This window comes from Streptomyces hebeiensis (assembly GCF_052983195.1).
Window position 1 is genome coordinate 42,391 of the sequence record NZ_JBRKBE010000003.1, and the last position, 23,740, is coordinate 66,130.

Sequence of the window (23,740 nt, forward strand, 5' to 3'; positions counted from 1 at the left end):
ATCTTTTTTAAGAACTCGTCGTAGTATAACAAGTATTTCGTCATCAAGAGTTTCTTTAATATCGTCTACAATATCCAAGACATCAAGACTCACATCCCCTTCTATAAAATCTCGGAGGGCTGTAAGTTCTCTCCAACTAAAAAGAACTTTAATCAAAATAGGTTTTACTGGATTTGGTCTACAGTCCTCACACCAGATTGTACTATCTGAGAAGACAAACAATTCATTTTTTGAAAATTCCTTACTACATCCATTACATGGTACTTCCTGAGTTTCCATCAAATCCTGATTTCACAAAATACGGATACATTCGCTCAAACAATTTATAAGTCAGGACCGCGTCTTCTCCTGCGTAAAGAGCCATAATCTCTGCTGGAAAGTCAGGGGACCAACCGTAAATCTTGAACATACCTTCCCAAATAGGAGGCTTACTTTTTCCTGCTTCTTTCAATTCATTTTTAGCTAGCCAATCAAGACCTTTAGGGATATTTTCGTTAAGCATATGAGACATAAGCATAGTACAATAATAACGTCTATATCCCGACGTGTAATTTGCCGTCTTCATAGACACAAGATCAAATTTTGCGTTATGGAACAAAATCCTATCTCGTGTTTTAATTACATCAAACAACATATTCTTAATATCTTCATCTACATTACCTTTCGTATGGGCTACAGGGAAATATGAAGAGTAATATTTACTATTAACTTTTACAGCAGCAGAAATTCCGATAGCAAAACCTCTACCATCGCGTAGATCCTTACCATTAGTTTCTGTATCTACTGCCATAGTTCCGTCTAGTAGGGCATATGAAAGAAACTCTTTAGGATCAATGTTGGAAGAAGCTTCGAGATTCATTTGATGACTCATTCTTTGTTTCTGTCTTAACAGTTGATTTCGCCATAAGCTCACCCATAATCGGACGTCTGAACATACGGCGTTCTCCATCCATAGTTACAGAGAAACCTGTATTATCTCCACGGAATCGAGTTTTAAGATAACGAATATCCATAAGACGATTTGTGTCAGAGTATTCTTTATTATTTTTAAGAGCAATAATACTACTTGCCGATGCTGCGATAAAAGTACTTCCGAACACATCATCTAGATCTGCTTCTCTATAACCGCTATTAGGAGGATCTTTACGTGAATGATGAATAAAGATAAAAGTGCACCCATACCTATCCTTAATCATATCCAAAAGCTCTACAGATTTAGTTACTTCCTCCTGATTATTAAGATTGGACGCAAGAGAATACGAAGCTGAATCTACAAATACAATATCCGGCTTAAGATTTTCAAGCTTTCTAAGAAAGCGACCCATAATAGGACTACCGGGTTGATAAAATTTAATCTTCTCCGGACTAGCGTATGTATGAATATGTTTATCCAGGTCATTCAACTCAGGAGTAGTAAAATTCAAGCTGATCTTTTTATAGAAATCATTTACATCCTCCATGGACATTTCCAAGGAGAGATATAGTGTCTTATATTGCTTCTCTGAAGAAGACTCCCAGTCAAGATATTTCTTATTCAGAGCCAGGTATGTACACATACCTAGACCCAAAGTAGTTTTACCAGTACCTGACCTACCTACAAGGTAAGCAATACCTTTGTAGGGGAGTAGTCCGTTAATAATCCACTCAGTATCATCTACATATTCTAGAACCTCTTTGAAAGAGAAAGTAGGAATTTCATCAGCTAGAACAGTTACATCCTTAATACCTTGATAAGGAATTTTCTGCCTAGCATAGTTAATAAGATCTACGTAATACTTCTCTTTATTTGAACGATTATAAAATTTCTTCCAACGTTTATCTACCCACTGAAGCAATGAATAGACTTCGCTATTATCTAGCCCTTGTTCACAACAAGTATATGTAAAGCGGGCTAGTGCACTAGACCTAGAGCCTTCGGGAATTTGATACTTGACCAATAGGTCCAAAGCATCATCTGACCAAGGGCCATGTTTAGCAATAGTCCTAACGGGGTTAGGGATACTTTCGCGAAGAAATTGCTCTAGATTATAACTTTCTTCAGGTACAGGTACAGAAGAGAAACTATCTACATGGTAAGAATGTGTATTGTGAGAAATTAGAATAACAGGGGCATTACGTTTATGATTATAAGAACCTACAGGACGCGTGCTATGTCCTGCGTCCCAAGCCCCTGTATCCCCTTCCAAGGCGTAGCAAATAGCTTTATTAATACCCTGAATACTTACAATATCTTTATTAAATTGAGTATAACGCCAGTACCAATGTTCTCTACCAGGTACTGAAGACTGTACTCTAACGGTAGGTACCGGAATTCCCAATTCTTCTAGGTCTTCCAATGCTGGAACGTTACCGTCAAAGTCAGCCCACGCAACATAACTACCATGAGATTCTGTAACATTCGAAGAACGGGTCTTAAACATACCCGGGGTAATAAATACTTCAGATGTTTTAGAGTATCGTTCTACATGATCAATTACATCTTGTTTTTGTGAAGGCCACTTAAAGAAGAAATTATACTCATAGACTTCCGTTTCAGGATTCTTAACCGGAAGATGAATAAAAGCCTCTTCTTCACCGTAAAGGAAGTAGCAAAACTCCTCTAGACCTTTAGAGGGGTTAATACTTCTGACGGTTGCGTTCCCCATATTATTTTTGCTCTTTTCTAATATCCTTTACATAATTCCAAGACTCCTTGTGTTGACAAGCACAATGTGTATTCGTAACAAGTTCTCTTGGAATGAATTTCTCATTATCAATCCTATATAGATTAAGACAATTTGTATGTCTTTTACTTCTACACAAGAAACAAATCATAGACCTTCTTTCTTAATCTGCCCTAAGATTAAGAAAGCTACAGGAGACTGGGAGTTCTCCTGTAGCCAACTTAAAACTAGGAGTGATTAAACTCCAAAGTCAATCATCTGCGTGTCATTATCGTCACTAACAGGGTCAAACTTAACGACCCTGATATTAGTGTGACCATTTTCCTTCTTAAGGGAGGTAGTTCCGTAAAACTCTCGACCGATGCACTGCTCAACAGTTTCAGGGCCGAAGTGCTGAATCTCATCAATAGAGAATCCCCATGCCAAAAGACGCATCTTAAGATAAGAAAGCATCTTTTCTACTTCATCAGGGTTCGTCTTATTGTCAGGAACTCGGCACCAATCGTTAAGAGGAAAGAAGCTAGAGTAACTACCTTCAATGATCTGGTACTTAAAACTAATACCAGTCTTAGATCCGTCCTTAGTAGGTCCAACCTTAGCTGAAGTTACCTTAAACTTATAAGTATTGTTAGGAAGCTCATTCGGGTTGTCAGGGATGTCGTCAATATTAACCGAAGCGAACCAAGACATTTTTGTTAGATACCTTTCCAGTTACGGATAGTTTCGATGAACTTAGTGTCTGAGACAATAGGTCCCATGGGGATATGCGTCTTAGCTACATGAGACTCAGTAGATTCAGTTCGCAATGCCCTTACATATTCTTTATCTTTCTTAACCTTATGCATATAAGCAGTAAGGTTTGTGTACCCATTTACGAGTTGAAATACCCGAAATGGTACGTTTGGTCGCGTAAGCCTATCACCTCTGGAGTATCCTTCAGGTTCAGGAATACGCTCGTGAGCAATAAAGGTAACGCTAATATCAAGCCCCACAAGTTGCTTAATAGGTGCCTTCATATGCTCTCGAAGTAGTTGATAGTCTTCAAGACTATTTACATCAGGGTGTTTACGATTAAATTGAACTGTCTTCAGCTGCTCAGACAACTTCATGTCACACAAAGCTGGAAAGGTATCAATAATCAAATGATCACACACAACCTCTCCGTTAAAAATTTGTGCAATAAGTTTAGTAAAACGATCAAATCGTTTAAGTTTAAGAATTCTAGTCTTAGCTGTCAATTCCGGAAAATTACTTAGACTAACATTAGACCGTTCTGTCGCGACAATAAGATTGTTGTCCCCCAAAGATGCCGCAAGGATAGTTTTGCCAACACCTTCGGGGCCGTAGATGACAGTAACAAGATTTCTAGGAATATCATCTACATTTTGAATATCATCGGTAGAATTCATTAATTACTCTACATCCAATACATTGTCATAACCATAGCTATTAGGACGATAGCTAGCTTTAATCATAGTCTCACTTTCAAGACCTTGAGCTTCAGTATAGCATAGATTTATAAATGGGCAATACTCACAATTAAACTTAGATGCAGAGCGAGTAATACCATCTGAAGTAGAGACCTTAGACTTCTGCTTAAGATCTACAATTTGTTTAGCTGCTACTGTATGATTGACAATGTGAACATCTCGAAGAGATGATTTTGTCTCAATAGATTCTTGCTTAAAAGATTCCTGTGCATTACTCCTGTAGCGAATCATGCTAATAATTCCGCTACGAGAATGCATACCCATTTCCCTAACTGCCCAAATATAATTAGGAATCTGGGGTGTCATCTTAATAGATGACTCGGACCAAAAATTATAACAAAATTTGTGATCCCAAGGTACAATCTCACCCTTATTTAGACCTTTTACAATTTTTAGCAAAAGATCTACACGCCCAACAAAATCAATATTATCAGTGTGGGGGAGTGGCGCATTAACTAGAGACTCAACTCCTACAATCTCATAGGAATCGAGAATCCAAAGTTGTTCAGAGAAATAGTTCTTAAGAACTAGACCCAGATCAGAAATCATCCGAGATTTCTCAATATCTCCAGCCATCATGCTGTCTAGAGATTCCTTAACAAGGAAGTCATTAGCCTTGTTAATTGCTTCTTCATTACTTAGGCCCTCATAAATAGCCTTGTAATAAGTCTCAAGTGCCTTGTGACCAACTACGCCCCGTGTAAGCGCAATTCCCAAAGTCCTAGGCTCAAGATTATAAGAAGGATGGTGAGCATACATCCAACGTTGTTTACAAGTAAGAAAAGTAGCTACTTCAGAAGTTGATACTTTATACGACATCCTCTAGCCCATATTCTTTAATACAACGTGGACAATTAGTCTCGTAATTAGCGTCTTGATGTTTATTTAGATCAATATATTCAGTATCACAAATAATACATTCTCTTAAACCACTGCTCATCCGAACCTTGCCACACCCAGAGCATACCATATGACCCGTCTCAGGGTCCCTCAGACCCCCTGAATCGACGCATCGTGTCTTGGGACTGTACATGTCATCACAAAGATGATTAAAAACAGTCTCAAGAGCAAATTTTCGTTTAAATGAACTTTTATGTGCATATACTACAGTATGTACCATATGTCCAATTTCTGGTTTACAGACTAATTAATAAAACTGGCTACAGGGAAAATGGACGGGGGCTTATACATCTTCCCTGTAGCCTAACCAAATTATACAGCCTAAAGATTATAAAGTCAATCCTATCTTGGGGCGTTATAAGAATCCTTCAAATTCAAAGGATCGACCTCTGTCTGTTCATACTTAGATTCCATAATACGCGGTCTAATAGGATAGAATTCACCCTGTGTACCACGAGTAATCCAATCGCCTACTAATGCGGGAACTACACCATTAATAGTATGTACAAATAGATTACCATCGCGTAGAAAAACTAAAGAACCTCCCCACAACTTTATCTCAGCAAAATTATCGCCAGTCCATTTAACAGCATGGACTAATACAGGCTTTCCTATAAAAGCTTTGATATCAGGCATTAGCGCATAGTTACCTTTCCTTCTTTATCTACTGACCAACAAAATCGTTTAACAAAACTAAGAACACCACCTTGATATACATGGATATAGTGATATTGGTCACCGTTATCCAAATAATACCATGCTTTAACTAGGGTAAATCTCTTGTTACCATATTGAACACTACGTTCAGTTTTTTCTGAACGTACTTTTCTAGTCATTAGTTAGTTCACCAGACTTGGCTTGAATAACATCTTGGGATTATTTTCCATCAATCCACCACATTCGGTAGTTTCTTACCAATCCAATTAAGCTCATCTAGCGCGACTTCTTCAAGTGTCGCTACAGTGGGGGAGTGGTTATTATAAATAGATCCCCATACGTAATCCTCATCATTTCTAGCGTGCCAGCGGTTGTGACAAGTATGGCAAATACGATGCACGTTTCCATGATCATTATTTAGAGTATTCTTATCAGGACCATGATGACGTGCTTCTTGTTTACCCTTAACACAACCGACTATTGGTGAATTACCACCTCCACAATTTTTCTGCAATTTCCACTCACAATCAGCATCCCTATCTAGAGGATACATTTCAGCAGCTCTTTTACGACCTGTAGACTGCTGATCTTTTAGAGCTGCATCATTTTTATAGGTATTGATTTCTCGTATAGGTCCTGTAGATTTATCAACGTATTCTGGAACTATAATTGTTCCACAATTCCTAGACTCTCTACATTCCCAATAACGGCCGAGTTTACAAGCTACACAACTTATTTAGACCTCTTCTTAGTATTAGGGACACTCCAGCAATGCAACAGATCCCTTTTTCCGATTGTATAATATCTATGTACTAAAAAAGTTACAGTATCTTTATGTTCGACAGTAGTAAATAGAAAAATTTTACTATTAATAACCCTAAACCAAGTCTTCTTAGTAGCTGATTCACTACGTTTTTGAATAAATTTCATGTCTTTTCCTTAAGGTAGATACCCTGACCACTTACGGCATAAACAATATCTTCAGCTTTAAGCAATTCAATGGACTTAGTAAGTGTCCTAAGAGAGGACTTATAATAGTTAACCAATTCCTTCATAGTAGGGAGTTGATGATTAAATTCTCCATCTTTAATTCGCTTCTTAATATCATCAGCAATAATTGTATACTTAACAGCTGACATTCTACTTCCCCCTACGCCTTGATATTTTATAGATGAAGTAACCTAAGCCTGCCCAGAAGCCTATAATAATTAACGTATTAAGTATAATTAATGATAAGCCTTGGGCAGTCATAGTTTACTCCTTCTGTACGTGAATCTCCGCCGCTATTTCTGCATCTTCTACTGTAGCAAACTTTTCTACATAACTACAGTGAATATAATTACAAATTACTTGTGTACCTTCTACAATAGATTCATGAAGAGTGTCAGTAAATTCGATACGAAAATCAAACCACGTAAACATTTAAGTCTGCTACTTTCTATCAGAAATAACGGTAGTTGTATAAACTAGAATTTTATAACTACGACCAACAGGGTTAATAGTTTTCCAACGAGTAATACGTCTAAGCGAAAGACTAGCTAGTAAGGAATCAAGAGTATTAATAGTTACTTCATTAGACTTAACCCCATACGGAGATATAGGATAATATTTTTCATTATTAGCGTACGAAGTAAAATCAATTACTATATCATAGACCCTAGAAATCTTACTCTTTTTAATAAGATCAATTTTCATGAAGATCTAAAGTGAATATTTAGCACAGCAGGATGATCCGGGTGTTTATCAATCAGCCAAAACCAGAATGTCAATTTATCCTCTTCATTATCTGGAATAGCATCTTCAATAAACGATACTAAGGCTTCTAAATGTTTACAATCGGCTACAGAGGGTTTTGGATTATTCTTCAATGCTTCCTTAAGATTAGACATCTCTAGAATTCTATCTAAGAACCATTCATCGTCTGTTTTCATATTAATCCTATATAAATAAAAATCCCCTGGTGGAGGCGATACACCAGGGGATTAGGCTTGGCTGAGTAAGATAACGGCATTCGGTTATCTCTAACTAGGAATTACACGGTTCCTAGCAAAGTAGGTTACTTTCGGACGCCTCGAAAAATAACTTCTCCGCGCAAGTTACCCTACTCAGACCTTTAAGGGTGTAGTAAATAACAACTCTGGGGAGATTAATTATTTACTACACCTGCTTTGTGGGAAGAGTCCAAGGTGTCCGATTTGATCGGCTCCTCTTTCCCTTCATCCCTAGTGTACCACTACTCCGGGGTGTTAAACCGGACATTCACACTGTGTCCTAAACTCGTCACTCGAATGGTGGGGACCGTGTGACGTCCGTTACCACCCGGATAAATTATTGCCTACATCAAATCCTTATCCCTAAGTGCAGCTAGAAGTTTCTCAGCAATATCGTGTTGCTGTTCAAACCCGTCAATAATTTTAGCCTTTTCTTCAATCAGACTATCCATAAAGGAATCAATAGTTCCACTAACATGGATAGTATGAACTACGGAATCCTTTGTATTATCAAGACGGTCAATGCGTCCATCCGCTTGATCCTCCTTACCAGGATTCCATTCCCTATCAAGCTTAATCATCTGTCGAGCAGAATTCAGATTAAGCCCAACACCGCCCTTCTTATAATGACAAAGGATTACAGTCCATTTCCAGCCATTACAAGACTTACCCCACTTCTTACATTCAGGATTACACGAAGTATAAGGAGGGTGATTAGCAGAAGTCTTTCCATCAAAATCTAGTTGAGCTTCGACAGCCTTGCTATCTGAAATATCTCCATCATACCGAACAACCGGAACTCCTAGATAATTAAATCGATGCTCAAATTCCTTAAGAGCTTCTTTAAATTGAGAAAAGATTACTAGACGATCTTCATCTTCTTCAATAATTTCCTTAGCAATCTCCATAGCCTTATCCATTTTAATGGACTCAGTTGCCGGAGCTTCATAAAGAACCCGACCAGTTTTTCTCCCTTCTTCATCCTTTTCCCAAATCTTAATACCTTTCGGCCAAGTGATAGCCTGCCTGCGACGCATAAGTTCCGGAAGAATACCGATAATATCAAGCTTTACATTCTCATCCATCTTAATAGCGCCATATTTAGCGATCTCCTGCATAACACGCCATTGAGACGGATAAAGAGTTTTATCAAATTCAATATAATGAGGAACGTGCACCTGTTCCTTAAATTTAACTCCAGCAGTATTCTTATCACGCTTAACAAATCGTGGACCTAGTCGCTTAATGAGAGCATTTTCACCGCCATGCTTAAAGATCCAACGACCAGTATAAATATTTGTTGTACAGTAATCCTGCAAAAATGCTTTTTCACTCGGAAATGCGACCCTATCAACAAGATTAAGAAGAGTCCAAAGATCCTGTGGTTTATTAAGAATAGCTGTACCTGTCATAGGTAGAACATTCTTTACACTACAAAATTCACCAGTAGTTTCCTGTTCATGCAAACACACACTACAACGAAGAGACCTACTTCCATGAGACTTAGTAAACTGCTCAGGATATCCTCCACACTGACTACACTCGTTATCAGCATAGACAATATCACGAATACCATTATAAGCGCTAGTACGCCGCTCTTTAATATTATGAGCTTCATCAATAATTACAGTATCAGCTCGAACATTTTTAATAAGTTCTAGAAGCATGGGATCCTTACGCCATGCCTCGTAATTAATAAGTAGCAAAAATTGATCTAGCGCGGCAAGATGATTTAGATATAGCTCACGCTGAAATTTATTTAGACCACCAAGAATTAGAACACTACGATGTGGAGTCCAGTGATTAATTTCACGCTTAAAGTTTTCTAGAACATCCTTTGGAGCAAAGACTAGAACCTTCTTTGCATCCAACATATCTGCCCAAATAAGCGAAGTCAGAGATTTACCAAGACCTCGTTTATCGCCTAGAATGCCACGTTTTGCAGACGCTAGACGTCGAGCACCATCAATCTGGTGATTAAATGCAAATTCACGCCATGTATGTTGCTGAGTAATCCTATCAAACTCTTCAGCTTGATTCTTAAGTCGCTCACGAATAGCACGATCAGAAGCAAAAGTTTCAAGACGCCTTTGTGCAGCAGCAATAGCCTGAGCATCTTTACGCGACTGCTCTTTCATAGCATCGCGTACTCTTTCAGCCTCCCTACGCTTGCGAGTAATTTCATGAACTTTAGCCATAAGTTCTCGTTCAGCTTTTAGATCAGCTTCAATTGAAGTATTAATAGTCGGAATATTATTCTTAAGCTTCTTATTTTCTTCCTCCTTATTTTCCAGCCACTGCTTAAGTTCCTCATAGTTATCAGGAATTTCATATTCAGCCATAAATAACACCTCGAATTAGGATAGATTCAATCTGCTACAGGGAGTATTCAGCCGCCCTGTAGCAGGTTCAGTCTATCACATTAGGGATGACCGATTTGTACTATCTCACGTAGTAGATGAACCATCGTGCCGACTTGTGATATTCATCTCAATTGCCATCTTAAGTCCGTCTTGGATACCTCGCTTATAGTCCTCAGAACCGTTAACGTTTTTAATCATACTAGAAATATGTTCCTGAATAGCTGTAGTAGCTGTAAACAAATCACTCCTCAAAGCACTTACCATATGCTCAACATCGTCGAGATTCTGCTTATTTTGAACTAGTTCTGCATAGCCATTACTAAGTCCATTAACCTTTGACAGTAGCTCACCAAGCTGAGAATTAACCTTATCAAAAGGATTGCTAGCTACAGTAATAGGAGATGCCTGATTAGGCACAGTTTTTGACACTTCAATTTCCTTCTTAGGTGACGTAACTTCTTCCAAAATTTCAGTCAGTGCAAAGTACTTAAGTTTCCTCCCATTAGAACCAGTAATAACTTCACCAAGATCTTGAAGAATCCCCTCCGTCTTTAGTACGGAGATTTGTTGTCTCAAATATTGTTCAGATGCGAGTCCTGGATATTTCTTAAAATGAGACAACAGAATCTCGCTTGTTACTTTATAGATACCCTTGTCTTTATATAGTTTTTTAAGTTCATCAATAATTGTAGTTTTAACTTTATTTGAAATTGCCATAGCGGAATTCAATTCCTCTTGTAGGACAGAAAGCTGATCTTCTTTAGACATACGTTGTTTAACATGACTAGGTACAATATCCATTCTAGTAGTATGATAAGATCCACTACGTTTACAAAAGTAAAACCTTCTTTGTTCAGGCATCCGCTGTAGAACGTCGTAAGCTTCACTCTTTGTTAGACAAATCTTTCCACATCCACAAACTGATACCTTATAATCTCGAATCATTTGATATCTCGAATATCACATACCTCTCCTGAGAAAGCCAGGAAATAATCTCTATGAATAACCCTATGGTGATCCTGACTAAAATAGGAATACATAAAATTACCGGTAAAAACTGTACTACCGTCCTTAAGAAGACCCCACACCCTTTTGTGATTCCACTCCTCTTCATTAACATCTAGATGATTAGTGGATGGATTACTAACAAGTGCTACCTTAAGAAGATCCCAATCATCTTCCATTACAATCTGAGTAGTACCATCCATCGTGCATTTAATAACTACTAGATCCATAATAAAACTCCTTAAGATAAGAAGGTCACTAATACCACTCGCGGGTTTAAATTCGCGCCCAATCACTACTTAGCGCGGTAGTATTAGTCGTTACCGTAGTGCTGACCTTCATTTAAATAAGGGTCACTAATGCCATCCTGCCTGCTGTACGTCCAATCACCACTTGACGTAATAACATTAGTCGTTACCGTGATGCCGACCCTTTTATTTAATTACTCATCGTCTTCGTCTTCATCCACACCTTCGTCATCAGCACCGTAAACATCCAGGAAAGAATCGGTGTCAAGAATTTCATAATTCACACCGAGGACATTAATTCCATCCGAGAGAACCTCTGAAAGAAGCCCAAAGACCTTGTCGGAATCAACCACAGGTCGAACAACTTGGTTCTCAATGAATCCAATAGCGCTAGCAATATCAGAAAATCCGTAATACACCTTCGAGTCAATAACTACTACAGCCTGGTGGATACGAGAGTCAACAGCCATTAGATTAAACCTTTCGCTACAGGGGGATTAGAAGTAAGTCACCTCTAACCACTAACGCGCTCATGTCTTTCAGACCATGAGCACGATAGAAACTAGAGGCTAGAAGTTAGATTTCGTAGTTACAATTAAACCACCAGGTTGGATTATCCATCCTGAATTGTTCGGCCAAATCCTTGGAGGAAAACGAGATTGTAGATTCTTCACCCTTAAAAATATAACTTACCGAGTAAGGCTCCCTACCAGGGCAACGGTAAATAGTGGTTTTACTAGTATCTCTAAATTGCCAGGAATGTGAGCTGTGACTACCAAGTTCATAAGGACACGAAAGATCTTTTATCATTTTATGAATCATTAATCTCAAAGGAACGTCCGTCAAGGACTACCTTAAGGGAGTTCTCTTCTTCAATGATATCAAAGGTATCAAAGTCCTCTTTTTTAAGGCTTAACATCCATTCCTTAATAGCTTTACCAGTAGCTGTAGACACACTGACCATAAACATACCACCTGTAATAAAATCCATTAAAACCCTCCTAATTGGATACCGATTACCGCGCTCATAGGACAATTTTCCAGTCGAATGAGCGCGTCTAAACTATACCCAATTAAATTTCCTTGTGAAACTGACTCTTCACCACGTAAGAACGTTCAGAAAGTTCTGAAATCTTTTGTTCAGGAACACTAGGAATCTTAGGGTTATTAACTACCATGGCTACAGAGCTGTAAACCGGCTGTTCAGAACCATCAGCATTAACACTAAGAAGCATAACCATAACGTCTCCGTACGGGTATGGAGTACTCTTAGTACCTGCGTAAATATAACCTGATGTAAGAAGTGTGAAGAACACCTCGTTGAAGCGCTCGTTAGAGATAGCGACACGATACGTGCGATCTGGACCAATATTAGTTTCCTTAGCTACTCGAATAGCATCGAAGAGATTTTCATAGTCATCCTGAATATCAATCGTCTGCTCACGGAGATTGATAAACTTCACACGATACAGCATTCTTGTTCCCCAGAGTTTAATTTGAGCTGGTAATTAGCTACTTTTTGATTTGAATATTACAATCTCCATAAAAAGAAAGCCTTTCTCCTTCCATAAGAAGATCCCAGGATTTATCAGACATATAGTTATCAAGCCAGCGAGATTCGATAAGTTTACGCATCTTATCAGGGTCGTTTTCTTCAATAAATTCAGCATGGTATGGCTCTACCAGAAATTGACAATCAGCAAGCATTTTAAAATTCCTTTGCTACAGGAGGCATATGCCTAGTACCTACATATTTACCATCGCGATAAACGACAATGTGCTTCCCTCGTTTATCGGTAATGATCCAGAAGATTCTATTATAGACTCGTAAAAGTTTAAACTCGAAAATCATCTAGAACCCTTGGGCTTGGGAATGAATCTGCTCTTCAGAAATCTATAACTACCTGAAGAGTCGCGATGATACACATAAATCTCGGTACCATCGTGGTCTTCCCATATACTGTATTCTTTAAATCCGACTGTTATTATCCGGTGTTTCTTTAGACTTACTGCCATTAGAACTCACCACTTTAAGAGTTATTGAGCCGCAGTTAATACACAATGACATTATACCTTGATATACGAGGTCTTCACCAGGGCAACAAAAATCACGAATCTTAATACAAACAGAATCAGGACTACTATGTCTATAGTGAGGCTTAAGACGTACTAATTCACCACGTAATACTTCATTCCATGTCCCATTTGGAATATTCTTTACGGAAGTCATTAATGAACCTCATTAGTCGAATAATAATAGTTACTAACGACAAAATGAATATATTGGCTACAGAGAGCAGATATTCGCCCTCAACAAGAGACTTAAGACAAAGAGTTATGAGTAAGATGACAGTGTAGTACCAAAACCATTCAGCTTTTGAGATATTCATAAATTGTTCACTTTTCTAGCCAAGCCTTATCTACGATAGCAGTATGTTCCTCTACGCAAGAAGCTTTAAATTCACGCTCAAGTCTTTCTTGGGCTACAGGAGACCAAATATCGCTATCCAAGAAAGCCTTTATAAAAGCATGGAACGTTCGTGTCATGCTGAGTGTTGCTTCGAGCTTCTTACGTAGTTCTTCAGGTTTAGGAACTTCCCTATTCTTACTTTTGTAAGCTCCCGGAATGGATGCACCCAATGAATCGAGCATCCAAATCTTGAGTACATCCATCGCGCTGGGGTTAATTAGTTCTGGATTAACTTCATCAATAAGAGTATGGATGAATTCTCGAAGAGATACGTTATTGCCTGAATAATCAGTAAGACGATTAGTGTTCTTGAAGATTGCCTTAGTATAGTAGACCTGGTTTCTGTCACCACGTTTAGGAAGTTCAGACAGAAGTCCTTCCTTAACCATGGATACCATAACTCTACGAATAGTATGATAATTAGTATTTAGTTTTGTCTTTTTCTCAAGTTTGAAGAAAGTATTATCTTCCTCTTGTTTAAGATTCAGCTCTTTTAGATGACTAATTACATTTTGAACCGTTCCAACCGGTGTTTGATCGAATGCTCCCAGGATAGCAGATCGCAGCTCTGTATTTAGTGGTCTTGACAAGTTCAATTACACCTGATTTCGGTTCTCCGCATCCGGGCAATTCGGACATTTTTTGAGTTTTGCACTAACCCTGTCAAACTAGGGGTGCAAAACTGCAAAACTCATTTGCTAAAGTCAAACTAGCAGGTCAGTGAGATGCAAAACTCAAGGTGGCATGGGCAGTGTATCGTAAACGAAGTGTCGTTCACTGCCCGATGTCTGTTAAAGTAAACAATGGGTGAATAGTTACGATTAGGCTAGTTGGGGGTACCTTGACCTGATATCAGGTGTTTAGTACCCCCTGTAGCCATATGCCCGAATATGTCAGTTTAGCACTGAGTTACTGCTAAACTGGGTCAATAACTATTAGATGGGTATTAATTTATCGAATCCTCTTGGAATCGAAAAGCCGCCTAAGCATCTGATTATTCTTCTTCTCAAGACGCTTACGCTGCTTAGGTGTAATCTTACGTCCCTTGTTCTGAGCTACATAGCTGTAGTGCCTCTCAACCCAAAACATCTCTCTACTCCCTGTAGCAAAAGTATTAATTACGTTGGTGATTTTATTAGACTGGGAAGGTGTAAATTTCGGGACCTGAATTTCTAGTCGCTTATTACTCTTCACACTATATAAAAGAAAACCCCTTCTAATTAAAGAAGGGGTTAGTTTCTTAGTTACAACAGTCGTGAATCCACATTACAGCACACCAATTACAGATTACCTTACCGTCCAAGGTGTGATGAGTAGATTCGTTGTGACCACAAGTGTTGCACTTCTTGATAAGCGAAACCTTCTTCATTTAACCATCCTTAAAGCTGACCTGAATTTCCATGCGAAGCTCTCACTTATAGGTGTATGAGCCTCACTAATTTAGGGCATGAAAAAACCCCCGACTAATTAAAGTCGGGGGTTGATTCATTAATGGTCGATTGGACAGCGAACAACTTGCATTAATTCACTTCCTGAGATCTTTGTAATTAAATTTCTTAACTTCTTGGATCTTACTTCCGATACGAATTGTTTTGTATTCTTTCATCTTATACTCCAATCACTAAAGGTGGATGAAAAAAGCCAGACTAAATAATCTAGCCTGGCTTTAATCAACGTTCCTTTAGGGATTAACGGTAAGCCTTGATTTCGAAATTGATGGTCTGGTCATTACCGTTAGAGTCCTTGTACGTGAAAGGCATAGTGAACGTGTGAACTTCCGGAAGATTGTTCTCATCCGGGACACTTTCCAAGTATGCCTTAGTCAGGTCATTAGGTGACCAGTTAATACCCTTGTGCTGCTTACCGAGGAACTTAGCGGCAAAGGTAAACGTGTACTTCTGATTACCATCGGCATCCTTCTGCCAAACGGTATTACCCTTGCTGTCCTCGACAGCGTTATTGATCTCAATTCGCTTAAAGCGAATACGCTTAGATCCCTCACCCTTACTAGCTGAACCAGAAGCCTTACCAGTTCCCCTACGGTCCTTAATAGGTTCGAGGTGAATGATAAGATTGCCCTTAAGATTGGGCATCATCTCTTCGAATCCAGAAAGAACCTTTGTGTGTTCACGCAGTTCCTTAGTGGATTCGGTAACTTCGGACTTGAGCTTATTCAGCTCTTCCTCAGAAAGTTCAGCGGGCATAAGACCTTCGTCATCGATGACCTTATATGCTTCCGCTACAATCTTTTCAATCTGAGCATTAAGCTTCTGGTAGTGGTCCCTCAGACGCTTAAGCTTCTGACTTGAGGTATTCTGAGAAAACACCTCGTCCTTAAGCTGAACCGTGTCCTTAGACTCAGCAGCCTTGATACGCTCAACCTTCGTATTGTGAGCGTGGATCTCAGTGTTAATCTTCTTGATCGAGTCCTTAAAGACATCAGGAATTGCATTAAACATTTCCTGCTTCTTTTCAGGAGTAAGTTCCTCAGACTTGACATCCGTCGACTGCTGAGCCGTGTTCTCACTCACGTGTATCTCCCCAGTAACTAGTGTTTGGCCTACGGCTAGTGTACCACCTATGAGCGGTTGACACACTACACCTATGGCCGATCCTTGCGTGGATTTTGAAGGGGTCCCACTACCCTCGTGTGATGAAAGTTTTTGACGACTTCCACCACTATGGCTTATGGCCATAACTCATAGTACATAACGCGCTACAGAAAATGTTCTCAGGTTTCCCTAAAGACGCCGTTAATTATTAATCCGAGAGATACTTAATTCACGCGTTATTTTGACCGCAACTAAATGGCTAGAAATTGCCTATCGCGGTCGAGCCTAATTACTGCTACGGCGCGCACTATTGAGTTAAGAAGGAAATCAAGAATCCGCGATCTGATTGCTACCGCGTTTCTCTGAAGTTGTGTCTACAGACTATGGCCTTTCAGAGCGACTGGCCAGAATTCCACCCGTAATTCCAGTCGCAGGCTAAGAAAAAACCCGAATCAATTAGATCCGGGTCTTCTCCCTGTAGCCAAGAGTCAATTAATGCTGAGATATCGTACTTGTGTGAGATCCCACCAGAACGACATGTTAACTGTAAGACCGTGGTATTCCGGATCCCACTTCTTTGCAGCTCCGAAATATTCGACGCACGTATTATAGTAATCAACCGCGTCGAATACTTGACTGTCCTCGAACTCCATATTGATTTCGGAAGGAGACTTGTCAAGATTCTCATCTTGCGGTGTAAAGGTTACGATCACGACGTAGGACATGATTTAGCCTTTCTTCACGAACTTGTATGAACCATTAGAACCCTGACGAATCATAAGACGATTGTTCTTAGACCACTTGGTTTCGTAAGAGTTGAACAGTTCAGTGAACATGTCTTCGTACTCGTTGTAAGCATCGCGCTTGTACTCTTCCCACTCCTCATTAATGAGGTGATTAGTGGGTGAGTAGTTAGGCATCGGAGGATAAACGAATGCCTCAACACTGACGCGATTGTCTCGCATTACGTTGATCTGACGAACAAGCATTACAGAGGTAATGACGATTACTGCAATCAATGCGATGACTACCGCGCTCATTATTGCCTCCTGTTTGTTCGCTCGATCTATGTCTAACTATAGGTGCGCCTTTGATGTTGTCAAAATTTTCCACCCGTTTTTCCCTTGTGGTAATCAAACCTCAAGAATTTGACATTTACAGTGTAAACCACGTATTATAGTGTCATGAACCCAATTTCACATGCCCGTTATCTTACTAATATTTCTACTACAGCTTTGTCTAAGAAACTGGGAGTTAGTAGGCAATATATTTCCCGACTCGAACAAGGTCTTTATGACAAACCTAGTGATGAACTTCTAAAGTGGACTGTAGAAATTCTTAATCGAAATATTGAGAAACCAGTAACTAAGGAGGTTGTAAACCAGCTTTATAAAGAGTGGCAGTGGCAGAAGCGCGAATCAGTTAAACTAGATAAATCTCTTCTTCCCTGTAGCGTAACTAAGTTTGATCGTGTACGTCAACCAGATGTTGTTTATTATCATAAAGTATTTGTACAGTGGCGTAATGATTATTGGAATACTTCACATGCTTTTTGTGTAGACATGTGTTTGCATCCCTCTCCTGTAGTAGATTACGAGGAAGGTATTACATATAAGATGCCTAGTGCTTTGAAACAAGTTATGTCAGAACTCAATCTACTTGGAGAGGGGTTTAAAACTAGTGAGCGATGAATATCTAAAAGATTGGGAACTAGAGGCTGTTCTTTTTATAGAACGGCATCATAGTGTGACTGGCGTTCCTCCTAGCGATGATGATATAATTGAATATCTAAGGATTACTAAGAAGTTCAAAGAAATTAATTCAGAATCTATAATTACTATGAAAGAGAATCCGCTCTTTCAAAAATCCATGTTGGTTCGTGGAATAGTAATTAATTCTACTGGTCTTACTCAAAGACAGATGGCTGCTGCGTCAATAATGCTAAATCTTGCTGATAGGCGTAGTGAAGAGAAACGTTTGCGCGATATTGGAGTTACTACAGAAGAGTTTGCAACTTGGATGCAAAATTCTGAGTTCTCTAATTACATGCAGCAAAGGTCTGAAGTTCTTATCAGTAATTCTGTACATGAGGCTCATATGGGACTTCTGCGTGGAGTTAAGCAAGGTAATACAGCAAGTATTAAACTCTTCTATGAACTTACTGGGCGTTATAATGCTAATGAAGAAAGTAACGTAAACGTCAACCTTATTATTGGTAGAGTAATTGAAGCTATTCAAAAACATGTTTCTGATCCTAAAACTCTTAATGATTTGGCAGTAGAACTCTCTAGGATTGCTATAGAGAATACCTCCCCTGTAGCGAATAATTTTATTGCGGGTGAATCTAGGAGGAAAGAGATTTCATGAGTGATGATGCGGATAGGATTCTTAAGCCTGTTAATTTTGGCTTGAAGGATTCTCTTAATAAAACCCCTCTGGATCGATTTGGACAGAGATATAATTCAGACGAAGATAGTTCTAAATTCTCTGATGAGTCTCCAGCAGATTCTAGGCGTTACCATAACCGTTCTGACGCGGATGTAAGTTCTAGAAGTCTTCACCATACTTTGGGTATGGGTAATAATCAGGCAAGTCCTGGTAACCATATTCATGATGGGATTACTTCTAAGAAGATTGGTCCTCTTGAAATGGATCCTACTAACGTAGGTAAAACTCGCCCGGTATGGACTATCCCTAATAACCCCTCTGTAGCAGATCTAGCTAATCTATTGAAGAATTTTATAGAATTTAGGCAGGTTTAATTATGGCTAGTCCTATGAGTGCTTCAACTATGCTTAATCTTATGCAGACCTGGAAAATACCTGTAAAGGAGTATAAAAACTGGTCTACTCACAATCGTAATCAAAAAGGAAATTGGGGTCCTATTCATGGACTAATGGTCCATCACACGGGGTCGGATGCCTCTGATCAACGGGAACTCCTGTATGGAGGACTCAGTAGCCTTCCCGGGCCTCTCTGCCATTGGGGTTTGGACCAGAGGGGGTGCTCCACACTATTGGTTGGGGTAGAACTAATCATGCAGGTGGGGGAGATCCAAATGTATTGCAGCATGTAATTTCTGAAAATTATTCTGGTCTTCTTAAGCCTAAGTATGGTAATTCTGATGGTGTAGATGGCAATGCTAGATTTTATGGTGTAGAGATATGGTATTCAGGAAGTCATTCTATGACTGATGAACAATACTATACTCTTACACGTTTGGGTGCCGCTGTATGTAATTATCATAGTTGGTCTTCTCTTAGTGTTATTGGGCATGGAGAATGGTCTAACGATAAGTGGGATCCAGGTATTTCTAAGAACAAGATGGCTAATATGTCTCTTGTTCGTTCTGATATTTCAGAAGCTATTAAGAGGGGACCTAATCCTGTGACTGTACCTAAGAAGTCCCAGACTTATAAAGATGTTTGGGAATCAGACTTTGCCCAGCCTCCTACAGGTAGGGAAACTAAAGATAATCCTACTTGGACACCTATTAATGTAATTAGGGCTACTGCTGAAGATGCTCGTAAGGCTCTCGCTAATACAGAAGAAATTCTCAGGATCCTCAAGGCTAAGTAATGGGGGATTATACTGATAACCAGAAATTCTATATTATTGATCCGGATGAACTGGTAAGTGTAGATAACGATCTAAATTATAATTGGATTAGGGCTGATACTAGAGTTCGATCTCTAGTAGAATATCAGGCTACTTCAGTTTCTAATATCACCACTAGTCTGGTAATTGAACAAGGTTTTAAATGGTATAAGAAATATAGCAATTCTATTTTTTATAGTTACGATGGGCAAGTATATCAGGATCCCAACGCAAGAGTAGAGGCGTATAAAACTGATGGACTGGTTTTTGAATCTGGGTACAGCAGTAATGATAATTCTACTGATCGTGTCTCATATATGGAACACAACGGATTCATAAGATTTAGAGGAAATGTAGTCCTTAATAACAAGGATAATGATTTTCCTCTAAATACTGTAGTTAATTTTCTAACCATGCCAGAATCTATTCTCCCGGTACGTCAGAGATACTTCTTTGTGCATGGGGGAGTAGCGACAGGAGCCGACTTTCAAACTTTCAGAATTTTTGTACCTCCAAAAAATTCTGGAGATCCTAGAATGGAGTTTATTAAATACGGGGCTAATGCAAGTAGTTCGGGGGAGAGATATCTATCTCTCAACGATATATACTATCCAATTAATGACACGGCAGGACAATAATTATGCCTATTGGTGCGCCTGATGAAGAAGACCTCCCACCCGTTCCTGTAGAAATTGGGGATCTACCTCCAATTATTATTGAACCGGAGCCTGAACTTCCTATTGAAGATGATGGTATGATTGGCCTACTTTAATTTTAATTACGTAACTGATCCTCCTAATGATGAGCAAGTTGACCCTATAACGCAACTTAATGAAAATTGGGAAGATGTTAATGATAAGATCAGACCGTTTCAAGATAGGCCAACTACACTAATTAATCCACCCAAAGGCACTGAAGCTTTCTATCCTGAATCTCCCAGCTCGGATAGTTATCGTATAGCTGTATATAATGGTACTAGTTGGTGTAGATCTCTTAATCATTCAGGCTCACAAGCTGTCTGGCAAGCTTTGGAACTTAGATCTCCTTATGTTGCTAGGACGGGATTTCCCCCTGTAGCCAAAATTTTTCCTTTTATGCGTTATGTTATATTGTCTGGGTCTGTACAAATTAGTGCATCAGCAACCCCATGGCCTACTAATACTTCTGTAGAAATTACTACTGATACCGCCATTAATTCTAGTCTTACACCTGTTAATGGCGGTTTTTCTATGAGTCAATGTGCTACTGGTCAGGTTACTGCTGCTAATGGCTTTGCCTCAGCAGTAGTCTGGCTACAAGCTGAAACTACTCCAACTAATAGAGTTGCTATTCGAGTAAGGTACCAAGGGGATTCAGGAGGCGGTAATTTTGTGTCTCTTGATGGAATGCGTTGGTGGTATTAATGACAACACCACCTACATCTAATTATGGATTCTTCCTACCTCAAGGTAAAGACTCCATGTCAGCTATTAAAAAGAATATTACAGATAATTTTAAGAAGATAGAGAATCGTAACAATATTACAGTAATCCCCGCTGGTAATTCACTACCACAGTCTGGAAATTATGAAATTGGAGATAGAGTATTTAGAGATGACCCTGTTGCTAGTTTGACATATCCAAGTAATTACCTTCTTGTAGCGAAAAGCTCTACTTGGGGTTGGCATTGGCGTCCTATTCAAACTATGTTGAGTCCATGGGTTACAGTTCCATCTAGTTGTATGGAAGACTCAGGATTCTCTCTACATCCTACCTTTAAATTTCAAATAGCTTTGGATAGTAAAGGTCAGTGCCATTGGAGAGGGGTTATTATGTCTAATAATCCTGGTATTACTCCAGCCAGTTCTATTGCTATACTTAAATTTCTTCCAGATGGTCTTAAACCTAATATGAATTTTATGCATACCCTAGCTATTAGTCCTGTTACAGGTGGTGCAGGTAAAACAGGGTATGTTGGTGGAAGAATATTTATGCGTAGTGATGGGTATACTTCATTTAGATTTTTTAATACAGGCAATGGACTATCTCAAAATATTTGGCTTGATGGGCTAACGTATCCAAATTCTGAAGGTTTTTATTATGGCGCGTAAAGAAAGGAAAATTACATCTCTTCAGGATGTTATGAAAGAGATGTCTGATAATCTTTCTAAGCTAGCCTATGCTCCTGATATCAATTCGTATAGACCTCATGAGAAACAGAAGAAATTCCATAAATCTCAGAAGAAAGTAAGACTTTATATTGGAGGAAACCGTTCTGGTAAAACTACTGGTGGTATTGTAGAGGATATTAGATGGCTTACTCGCAAACATCCGGATTATAAACTTCCTGACAGACCTATTGCTGGTCGTATTGTTTGTGTCGACTTTTCTTACGGTATTGCTCAAATTATTATTCCCCAACTTAAACAGTGGATACCTCCTAGCCAGCTTAGGGGTGGCAGTTGGTTTTCTGCTTATGATGCTGGTCTGAAAATTCTTAATTTTGAAAATGGTTCTACCGTTGAACTTATGAGTTATGAACAGGATGTTGAAAAATTTGCAGGGACTAGTCGAGATTTTATTCATTATGATGAAGAACCACCAAAAGCTATTTATGATGAATGTCAAGCTCGATTGATCGACCGTAAAGGTCGTTCTTGGATTACTATGACACCTGTAGAAGGTATGACATGGATTTACGATACTCTTTATATGCCGGGTATTACAGGAAGTAAACAGATTGATGTAGTAGAAGTGGATATGGCCGAAAACCCATATCTAGATAAAGAACAGATTAAAGAATATCTCGGATCTTTGGATGAAGATAGTAGAAAAGCCAGAGGGCAAGGTAAATTTGTCCAAATGGGTGGTCTAGTCTATAAGAAATTTAAGTTTGAGACTCATGTTATAGATGTTATAGATCCTAAAGAATTTATTGGAAATAATTACGCATGGTATATGTCCCTAGACCATGGTTTTAATAATCCAACTGCGGTGCTTTGGCATATAGTAGATCAAGATAATCGTGTGATTACATTTGATGAACACTATGAATCTGAACAAACTATTGATTATCATGCTGAAGTTATTAAAACTAGAGATAAGATGCATGGACGAATTCCATATCTTAAAATATGTGACCCTGCTCTAGGACAGAGACAGGCTGTAACAGGAACTTCTATCCAGACTGAATATGCTATGCGTGGAATAGGTTTGGTTCTTGGCAATAATGATATGTTGACTGGCGTGGCTAAAGTTAATCAATATTTGGATTTTGCTTCTGACGGTAAACCTAACTGGCTTATTACCGCAAACTGTGAAGATAGGGTTGCTCGTATCGAACAGCGCGAACCTATGATTGCTGTTCATCATCCTCGATTTCCTCAGATGCCGCCTTCTGGTTCGGTACCTTCTAAAGTAACTCAGATTTGCATCTGTTCTGGAGAAGTCAAAATCATCTGATGAAACTAGTAAACAATCAGATGAAGATGATTCAGAATCATTCGAATTCGCTAGTCTCGAAGGACTTGACGACATTTTCAACAATCCAAACTCTGACGAATGAACATCCCCCTGTAGCCAAAGAATTTGTTGCTGGGGATGATCGGTCCATAGCGCAATATATTGCTGAAGAATATAAGCAGCGAGGAATGGATCCTAGAGCTGCTTGTGATAATCCAGATGATGCTATTATGGATTTTGGTGGACTTGAGGAATTCAAATAAGAAAGGAGGCAGGTGGAGAAAGAGCGTAGCTTTAATGATGTAGATATTGATCAACTTACTAATGCGTCTAAACAAAAAGACTTTCATAACAAAATTATAGC

28 protein-coding genes are annotated in these 23,740 nt (G+C 39.0%); 9 read left to right on the plus strand and 19 right to left on the minus strand.

The annotated features are described in order from the left end of the window. Window positions 1–253 precede the first annotated feature (253 nt). From ACU6P3_RS33450 to ACU6P3_RS33540, 19 genes are all read right to left on the minus strand, one after another. Window positions 254–859 carry a 3'-5' exonuclease family protein gene (locus ACU6P3_RS33450; protein ID WP_447198384.1) on the minus strand — a complete coding sequence of 202 codons (606 nt, stop codon included), beginning with the start codon at window positions 857–859 and terminating at the stop codon, window positions 254–256. Next, the gene (locus ACU6P3_RS33455) at window positions 831–2,645 is read right to left on the minus strand and encodes an AAA family ATPase (protein WP_447198385.1); all 1,815 of its coding nucleotides are present in this window, start codon (window positions 2,643–2,645) and stop codon (window positions 831–833) included. The genes ACU6P3_RS33450 and ACU6P3_RS33455 overlap by 29 nt, the downstream gene beginning before the upstream one ends. 255 nt (window positions 2,646–2,900) lie before the next feature. After that, window positions 2,901–3,353, minus strand: a complete 453-nt coding sequence (locus ACU6P3_RS33460; protein ID WP_447198330.1) for a hypothetical protein — start codon at window positions 3,351–3,353, stop codon at window positions 2,901–2,903. 5 nt (window positions 3,354–3,358) lie between these two features. Further along, window positions 3,359–4,072: an AAA family ATPase gene (locus ACU6P3_RS33465; RefSeq protein ID WP_447198331.1), complete on the minus strand. Its 714-nt coding sequence runs from the start codon at window positions 4,070–4,072 to the stop codon at window positions 3,359–3,361. Between the two features lie 3 nt (window positions 4,073–4,075). Continuing rightward, window positions 4,076–4,972, minus strand: coding sequence for a PD-(D/E)XK nuclease family protein (locus ACU6P3_RS33470; protein WP_447198332.1), 897 nt, complete (start codon window positions 4,970–4,972; stop codon window positions 4,076–4,078). A 423-nt stretch (window positions 4,973–5,395) separates the two neighbouring features. Next, window positions 5,396–5,689 (minus strand): hypothetical protein, encoded by a 294-nt coding sequence (locus tag ACU6P3_RS33475; protein WP_447198333.1) that lies wholly within the window; start codon window positions 5,687–5,689, stop codon window positions 5,396–5,398. A 250-nt stretch (window positions 5,690–5,939) separates the two neighbouring features. Further along, window positions 5,940–6,263, minus strand: coding sequence for a hypothetical protein (locus tag ACU6P3_RS33480; RefSeq protein WP_447198334.1), 324 nt, complete (start codon window positions 6,261–6,263; stop codon window positions 5,940–5,942). Between the two features lie 373 nt (window positions 6,264–6,636). Next, window positions 6,637–6,849 (minus strand): GntR family transcriptional regulator, encoded by a 213-nt coding sequence (locus tag ACU6P3_RS33485; protein WP_447198335.1) that lies wholly within the window; start codon window positions 6,847–6,849, stop codon window positions 6,637–6,639. 552 nt (window positions 6,850–7,401) lie between these two features. Next, window positions 7,402–7,599, minus strand: a complete 198-nt coding sequence (locus tag ACU6P3_RS33490) for a hypothetical protein (RefSeq protein ID WP_447198336.1) — start codon at window positions 7,597–7,599, stop codon at window positions 7,402–7,404. Window positions 7,600–8,045: 446 nt separating this feature from the next. Then, window positions 8,046–10,043, minus strand: a complete 1,998-nt coding sequence (locus ACU6P3_RS33495) for a DEAD/DEAH box helicase (RefSeq protein ID WP_447198337.1) — start codon at window positions 10,041–10,043, stop codon at window positions 8,046–8,048. Window positions 10,044–10,148: 105 nt separating this feature from the next. Beyond that, window positions 10,149–10,865, minus strand: coding sequence for a hypothetical protein (locus ACU6P3_RS33500; RefSeq protein WP_447198338.1), 717 nt, complete (start codon window positions 10,863–10,865; stop codon window positions 10,149–10,151). A gap of 140 nt (window positions 10,866–11,005) precedes the next feature. Next, on the minus strand, window positions 11,006–11,299 hold the full coding sequence (locus tag ACU6P3_RS33505; protein ID WP_447198339.1) for a hypothetical protein: 294 nt from the start codon (window positions 11,297–11,299) through the stop codon (window positions 11,006–11,008). A 212-nt stretch (window positions 11,300–11,511) separates the two neighbouring features. Then, window positions 11,512–11,787, minus strand: a complete 276-nt coding sequence (locus ACU6P3_RS33510) for a hypothetical protein (RefSeq protein WP_447198340.1) — start codon at window positions 11,785–11,787, stop codon at window positions 11,512–11,514. A 341-nt stretch (window positions 11,788–12,128) separates the two neighbouring features. After that, window positions 12,129–12,308: a hypothetical protein gene (locus ACU6P3_RS33515; RefSeq protein WP_447198341.1), complete on the minus strand. Its 180-nt coding sequence runs from the start codon at window positions 12,306–12,308 to the stop codon at window positions 12,129–12,131. Between the two features lie 82 nt (window positions 12,309–12,390). Then, window positions 12,391–12,780 (minus strand): hypothetical protein, encoded by a 390-nt coding sequence (locus tag ACU6P3_RS33520; protein ID WP_447198342.1) that lies wholly within the window; start codon window positions 12,778–12,780, stop codon window positions 12,391–12,393. Between the two features lie 49 nt (window positions 12,781–12,829). Continuing rightward, a complete protein-coding gene (locus ACU6P3_RS33525; RefSeq protein ID WP_447198343.1) occupies window positions 12,830–13,024 on the minus strand; it encodes a hypothetical protein in 195 nt (64 codons plus the stop codon). A gap of 690 nt (window positions 13,025–13,714) precedes the next feature. Continuing rightward, complete coding sequence (locus ACU6P3_RS33530) at window positions 13,715–14,383, minus strand: hypothetical protein (protein WP_447198344.1); 669 nt, start codon at window positions 14,381–14,383, stop codon at window positions 13,715–13,717. Between the two features lie 1,092 nt (window positions 14,384–15,475). Then, complete coding sequence (locus ACU6P3_RS33535) at window positions 15,476–16,318, minus strand: hypothetical protein (RefSeq protein ID WP_447198386.1); 843 nt, start codon at window positions 16,316–16,318, stop codon at window positions 15,476–15,478. Window positions 16,319–17,067: 749 nt separating this feature from the next. Next, on the minus strand, window positions 17,068–17,379 hold the full coding sequence (locus tag ACU6P3_RS33540; protein ID WP_447198346.1) for a hypothetical protein: 312 nt from the start codon (window positions 17,377–17,379) through the stop codon (window positions 17,068–17,070). A 144-nt stretch (window positions 17,380–17,523) separates the two neighbouring features. Here ACU6P3_RS33540 and ACU6P3_RS33545 point away from each other — a divergent pair, with 144 nt between their 5' ends. The 9 genes from ACU6P3_RS33545 (at window position 17,524) to ACU6P3_RS33585 (ending at window position 23,639) form a co-directional block, all read left to right on the plus strand. Then, window positions 17,524–18,030, plus strand: coding sequence for a helix-turn-helix transcriptional regulator (locus ACU6P3_RS33545; protein WP_447198347.1), 507 nt, complete (start codon window positions 17,524–17,526; stop codon window positions 18,028–18,030). Further along, entirely contained in the window at window positions 18,020–18,706 is a 687-nt protein-coding gene (locus ACU6P3_RS33550) for a phBC6A51 family helix-turn-helix protein (protein WP_447198348.1), read from the plus strand. Before ACU6P3_RS33545 ends, ACU6P3_RS33550 begins: the two co-directional genes overlap by 11 nt. Further along, a complete protein-coding gene (locus tag ACU6P3_RS33555; protein ID WP_447198349.1) occupies window positions 18,703–19,101 on the plus strand; it encodes a hypothetical protein in 399 nt (132 codons plus the stop codon). The genes ACU6P3_RS33550 and ACU6P3_RS33555 overlap by 4 nt, the downstream gene beginning before the upstream one ends. 241 nt (window positions 19,102–19,342) lie before the next feature. Next, entirely contained in the window at window positions 19,343–19,918 is a 576-nt protein-coding gene (locus ACU6P3_RS33560; protein WP_447198387.1) for a peptidoglycan recognition protein family protein, read from the plus strand. Further along, window positions 19,918–20,574, plus strand: coding sequence for a hypothetical protein (locus ACU6P3_RS33565; RefSeq protein ID WP_447198351.1), 657 nt, complete (start codon window positions 19,918–19,920; stop codon window positions 20,572–20,574). The genes ACU6P3_RS33560 and ACU6P3_RS33565 overlap by 1 nt, the downstream gene beginning before the upstream one ends. Before the next feature lie 120 nt (window positions 20,575–20,694). After that, entirely contained in the window at window positions 20,695–21,339 is a 645-nt protein-coding gene (locus tag ACU6P3_RS33570; RefSeq protein ID WP_447198352.1) for a hypothetical protein, read from the plus strand. 56 nt (window positions 21,340–21,395) lie between these two features. Further along, window positions 21,396–22,025 carry a hypothetical protein gene (locus ACU6P3_RS33575; RefSeq protein WP_447198353.1) on the plus strand — a complete coding sequence of 210 codons (630 nt, stop codon included), beginning with the start codon at window positions 21,396–21,398 and terminating at the stop codon, window positions 22,023–22,025. Next, window positions 22,015–23,376 (plus strand): terminase large subunit domain-containing protein, encoded by a 1,362-nt coding sequence (locus tag ACU6P3_RS33580; protein ID WP_447198388.1) that lies wholly within the window; start codon window positions 22,015–22,017, stop codon window positions 23,374–23,376. The genes ACU6P3_RS33575 and ACU6P3_RS33580 overlap by 11 nt, the downstream gene beginning before the upstream one ends. Then, on the plus strand, window positions 23,376–23,639 hold the full coding sequence (locus ACU6P3_RS33585) for a hypothetical protein (protein WP_447198389.1): 264 nt from the start codon (window positions 23,376–23,378) through the stop codon (window positions 23,637–23,639). The genes ACU6P3_RS33580 and ACU6P3_RS33585 overlap by 1 nt, the downstream gene beginning before the upstream one ends. The last annotated feature ends 101 nt before the right edge of the window (window positions 23,640–23,740 follow it).

Coding starts and splice junctions, on each gene's coding strand:
- ACU6P3_RS33450 (WP_447198384.1), bottom strand. CDS start 859: ATGAATCTCGAAGCTTCTTCCAACATTGATCCTAAAGAGTTTCTTTCA.
- ACU6P3_RS33455 (WP_447198385.1), bottom strand. CDS start 2,645: ATGGGGAACGCAACCGTCAGAAGTATTAACCCCTCTAAAGGTCTAGAG.
- ACU6P3_RS33460 (WP_447198330.1), bottom strand. CDS start 3,353: ATGTCTTGGTTCGCTTCGGTTAATATTGACGACATCCCTGACAACCCG.
- ACU6P3_RS33465 (WP_447198331.1), bottom strand. CDS start 4,072: ATGAATTCTACCGATGATATTCAAAATGTAGATGATATTCCTAGAAAT.
- ACU6P3_RS33470 (WP_447198332.1), bottom strand. CDS start 4,972: ATGTCGTATAAAGTATCAACTTCTGAAGTAGCTACTTTTCTTACTTGT.
- ACU6P3_RS33475 (WP_447198333.1), bottom strand. CDS start 5,689: ATGCCTGATATCAAAGCTTTTATAGGAAAGCCTGTATTAGTCCATGCT.
- ACU6P3_RS33480 (WP_447198334.1), bottom strand. CDS start 6,263: ATGTATCCTCTAGATAGGGATGCTGATTGTGAGTGGAAATTGCAGAAA.
- ACU6P3_RS33485 (WP_447198335.1), bottom strand. CDS start 6,849: ATGTCAGCTGTTAAGTATACAATTATTGCTGATGATATTAAGAAGCGA.
- ACU6P3_RS33490 (WP_447198336.1), bottom strand. CDS start 7,599: ATGTCTAATCTTAAGGAAGCATTGAAGAATAATCCAAAACCCTCTGTA.
- ACU6P3_RS33495 (WP_447198337.1), bottom strand. CDS start 10,043: ATGGCTGAATATGAAATTCCTGATAACTATGAGGAACTTAAGCAGTGG.
- ACU6P3_RS33500 (WP_447198338.1), bottom strand. CDS start 10,865: ATGGATATTGTACCTAGTCATGTTAAACAACGTATGTCTAAAGAAGAT.
- ACU6P3_RS33505 (WP_447198339.1), bottom strand. CDS start 11,299: ATGGATCTAGTAGTTATTAAATGCACGATGGATGGTACTACTCAGATT.
- ACU6P3_RS33510 (WP_447198340.1), bottom strand. CDS start 11,787: ATGGCTGTTGACTCTCGTATCCACCAGGCTGTAGTAGTTATTGACTCG.
- ACU6P3_RS33515 (WP_447198341.1), bottom strand. CDS start 12,308: ATGGATTTTATTACAGGTGGTATGTTTATGGTCAGTGTGTCTACAGCT.
- ACU6P3_RS33525 (WP_447198343.1), bottom strand. CDS start 13,024: ATGCTTGCTGATTGTCAATTTCTGGTAGAGCCATACCATGCTGAATTT.
- ACU6P3_RS33540 (WP_447198346.1), bottom strand. CDS start 17,379: ATGAGCGCGGTAGTCATCGCATTGATTGCAGTAATCGTCATTACCTCT.
- ACU6P3_RS33545 (WP_447198347.1), top strand. CDS start 17,524: ATGAACCCAATTTCACATGCCCGTTATCTTACTAATATTTCTACTACA.
- ACU6P3_RS33555 (WP_447198349.1), top strand. CDS start 18,703: ATGAGTGATGATGCGGATAGGATTCTTAAGCCTGTTAATTTTGGCTTG.
- ACU6P3_RS33565 (WP_447198351.1), top strand. CDS start 19,918: ATGGGGGATTATACTGATAACCAGAAATTCTATATTATTGATCCGGAT.
- ACU6P3_RS33575 (WP_447198353.1), top strand. CDS start 21,396: ATGTCAGCTATTAAAAAGAATATTACAGATAATTTTAAGAAGATAGAG.
- ACU6P3_RS33580 (WP_447198388.1), top strand. CDS start 22,015: ATGGCGCGTAAAGAAAGGAAAATTACATCTCTTCAGGATGTTATGAAA.
- ACU6P3_RS33585 (WP_447198389.1), top strand. CDS start 23,376: ATGAAACTAGTAAACAATCAGATGAAGATGATTCAGAATCATTCGAAT.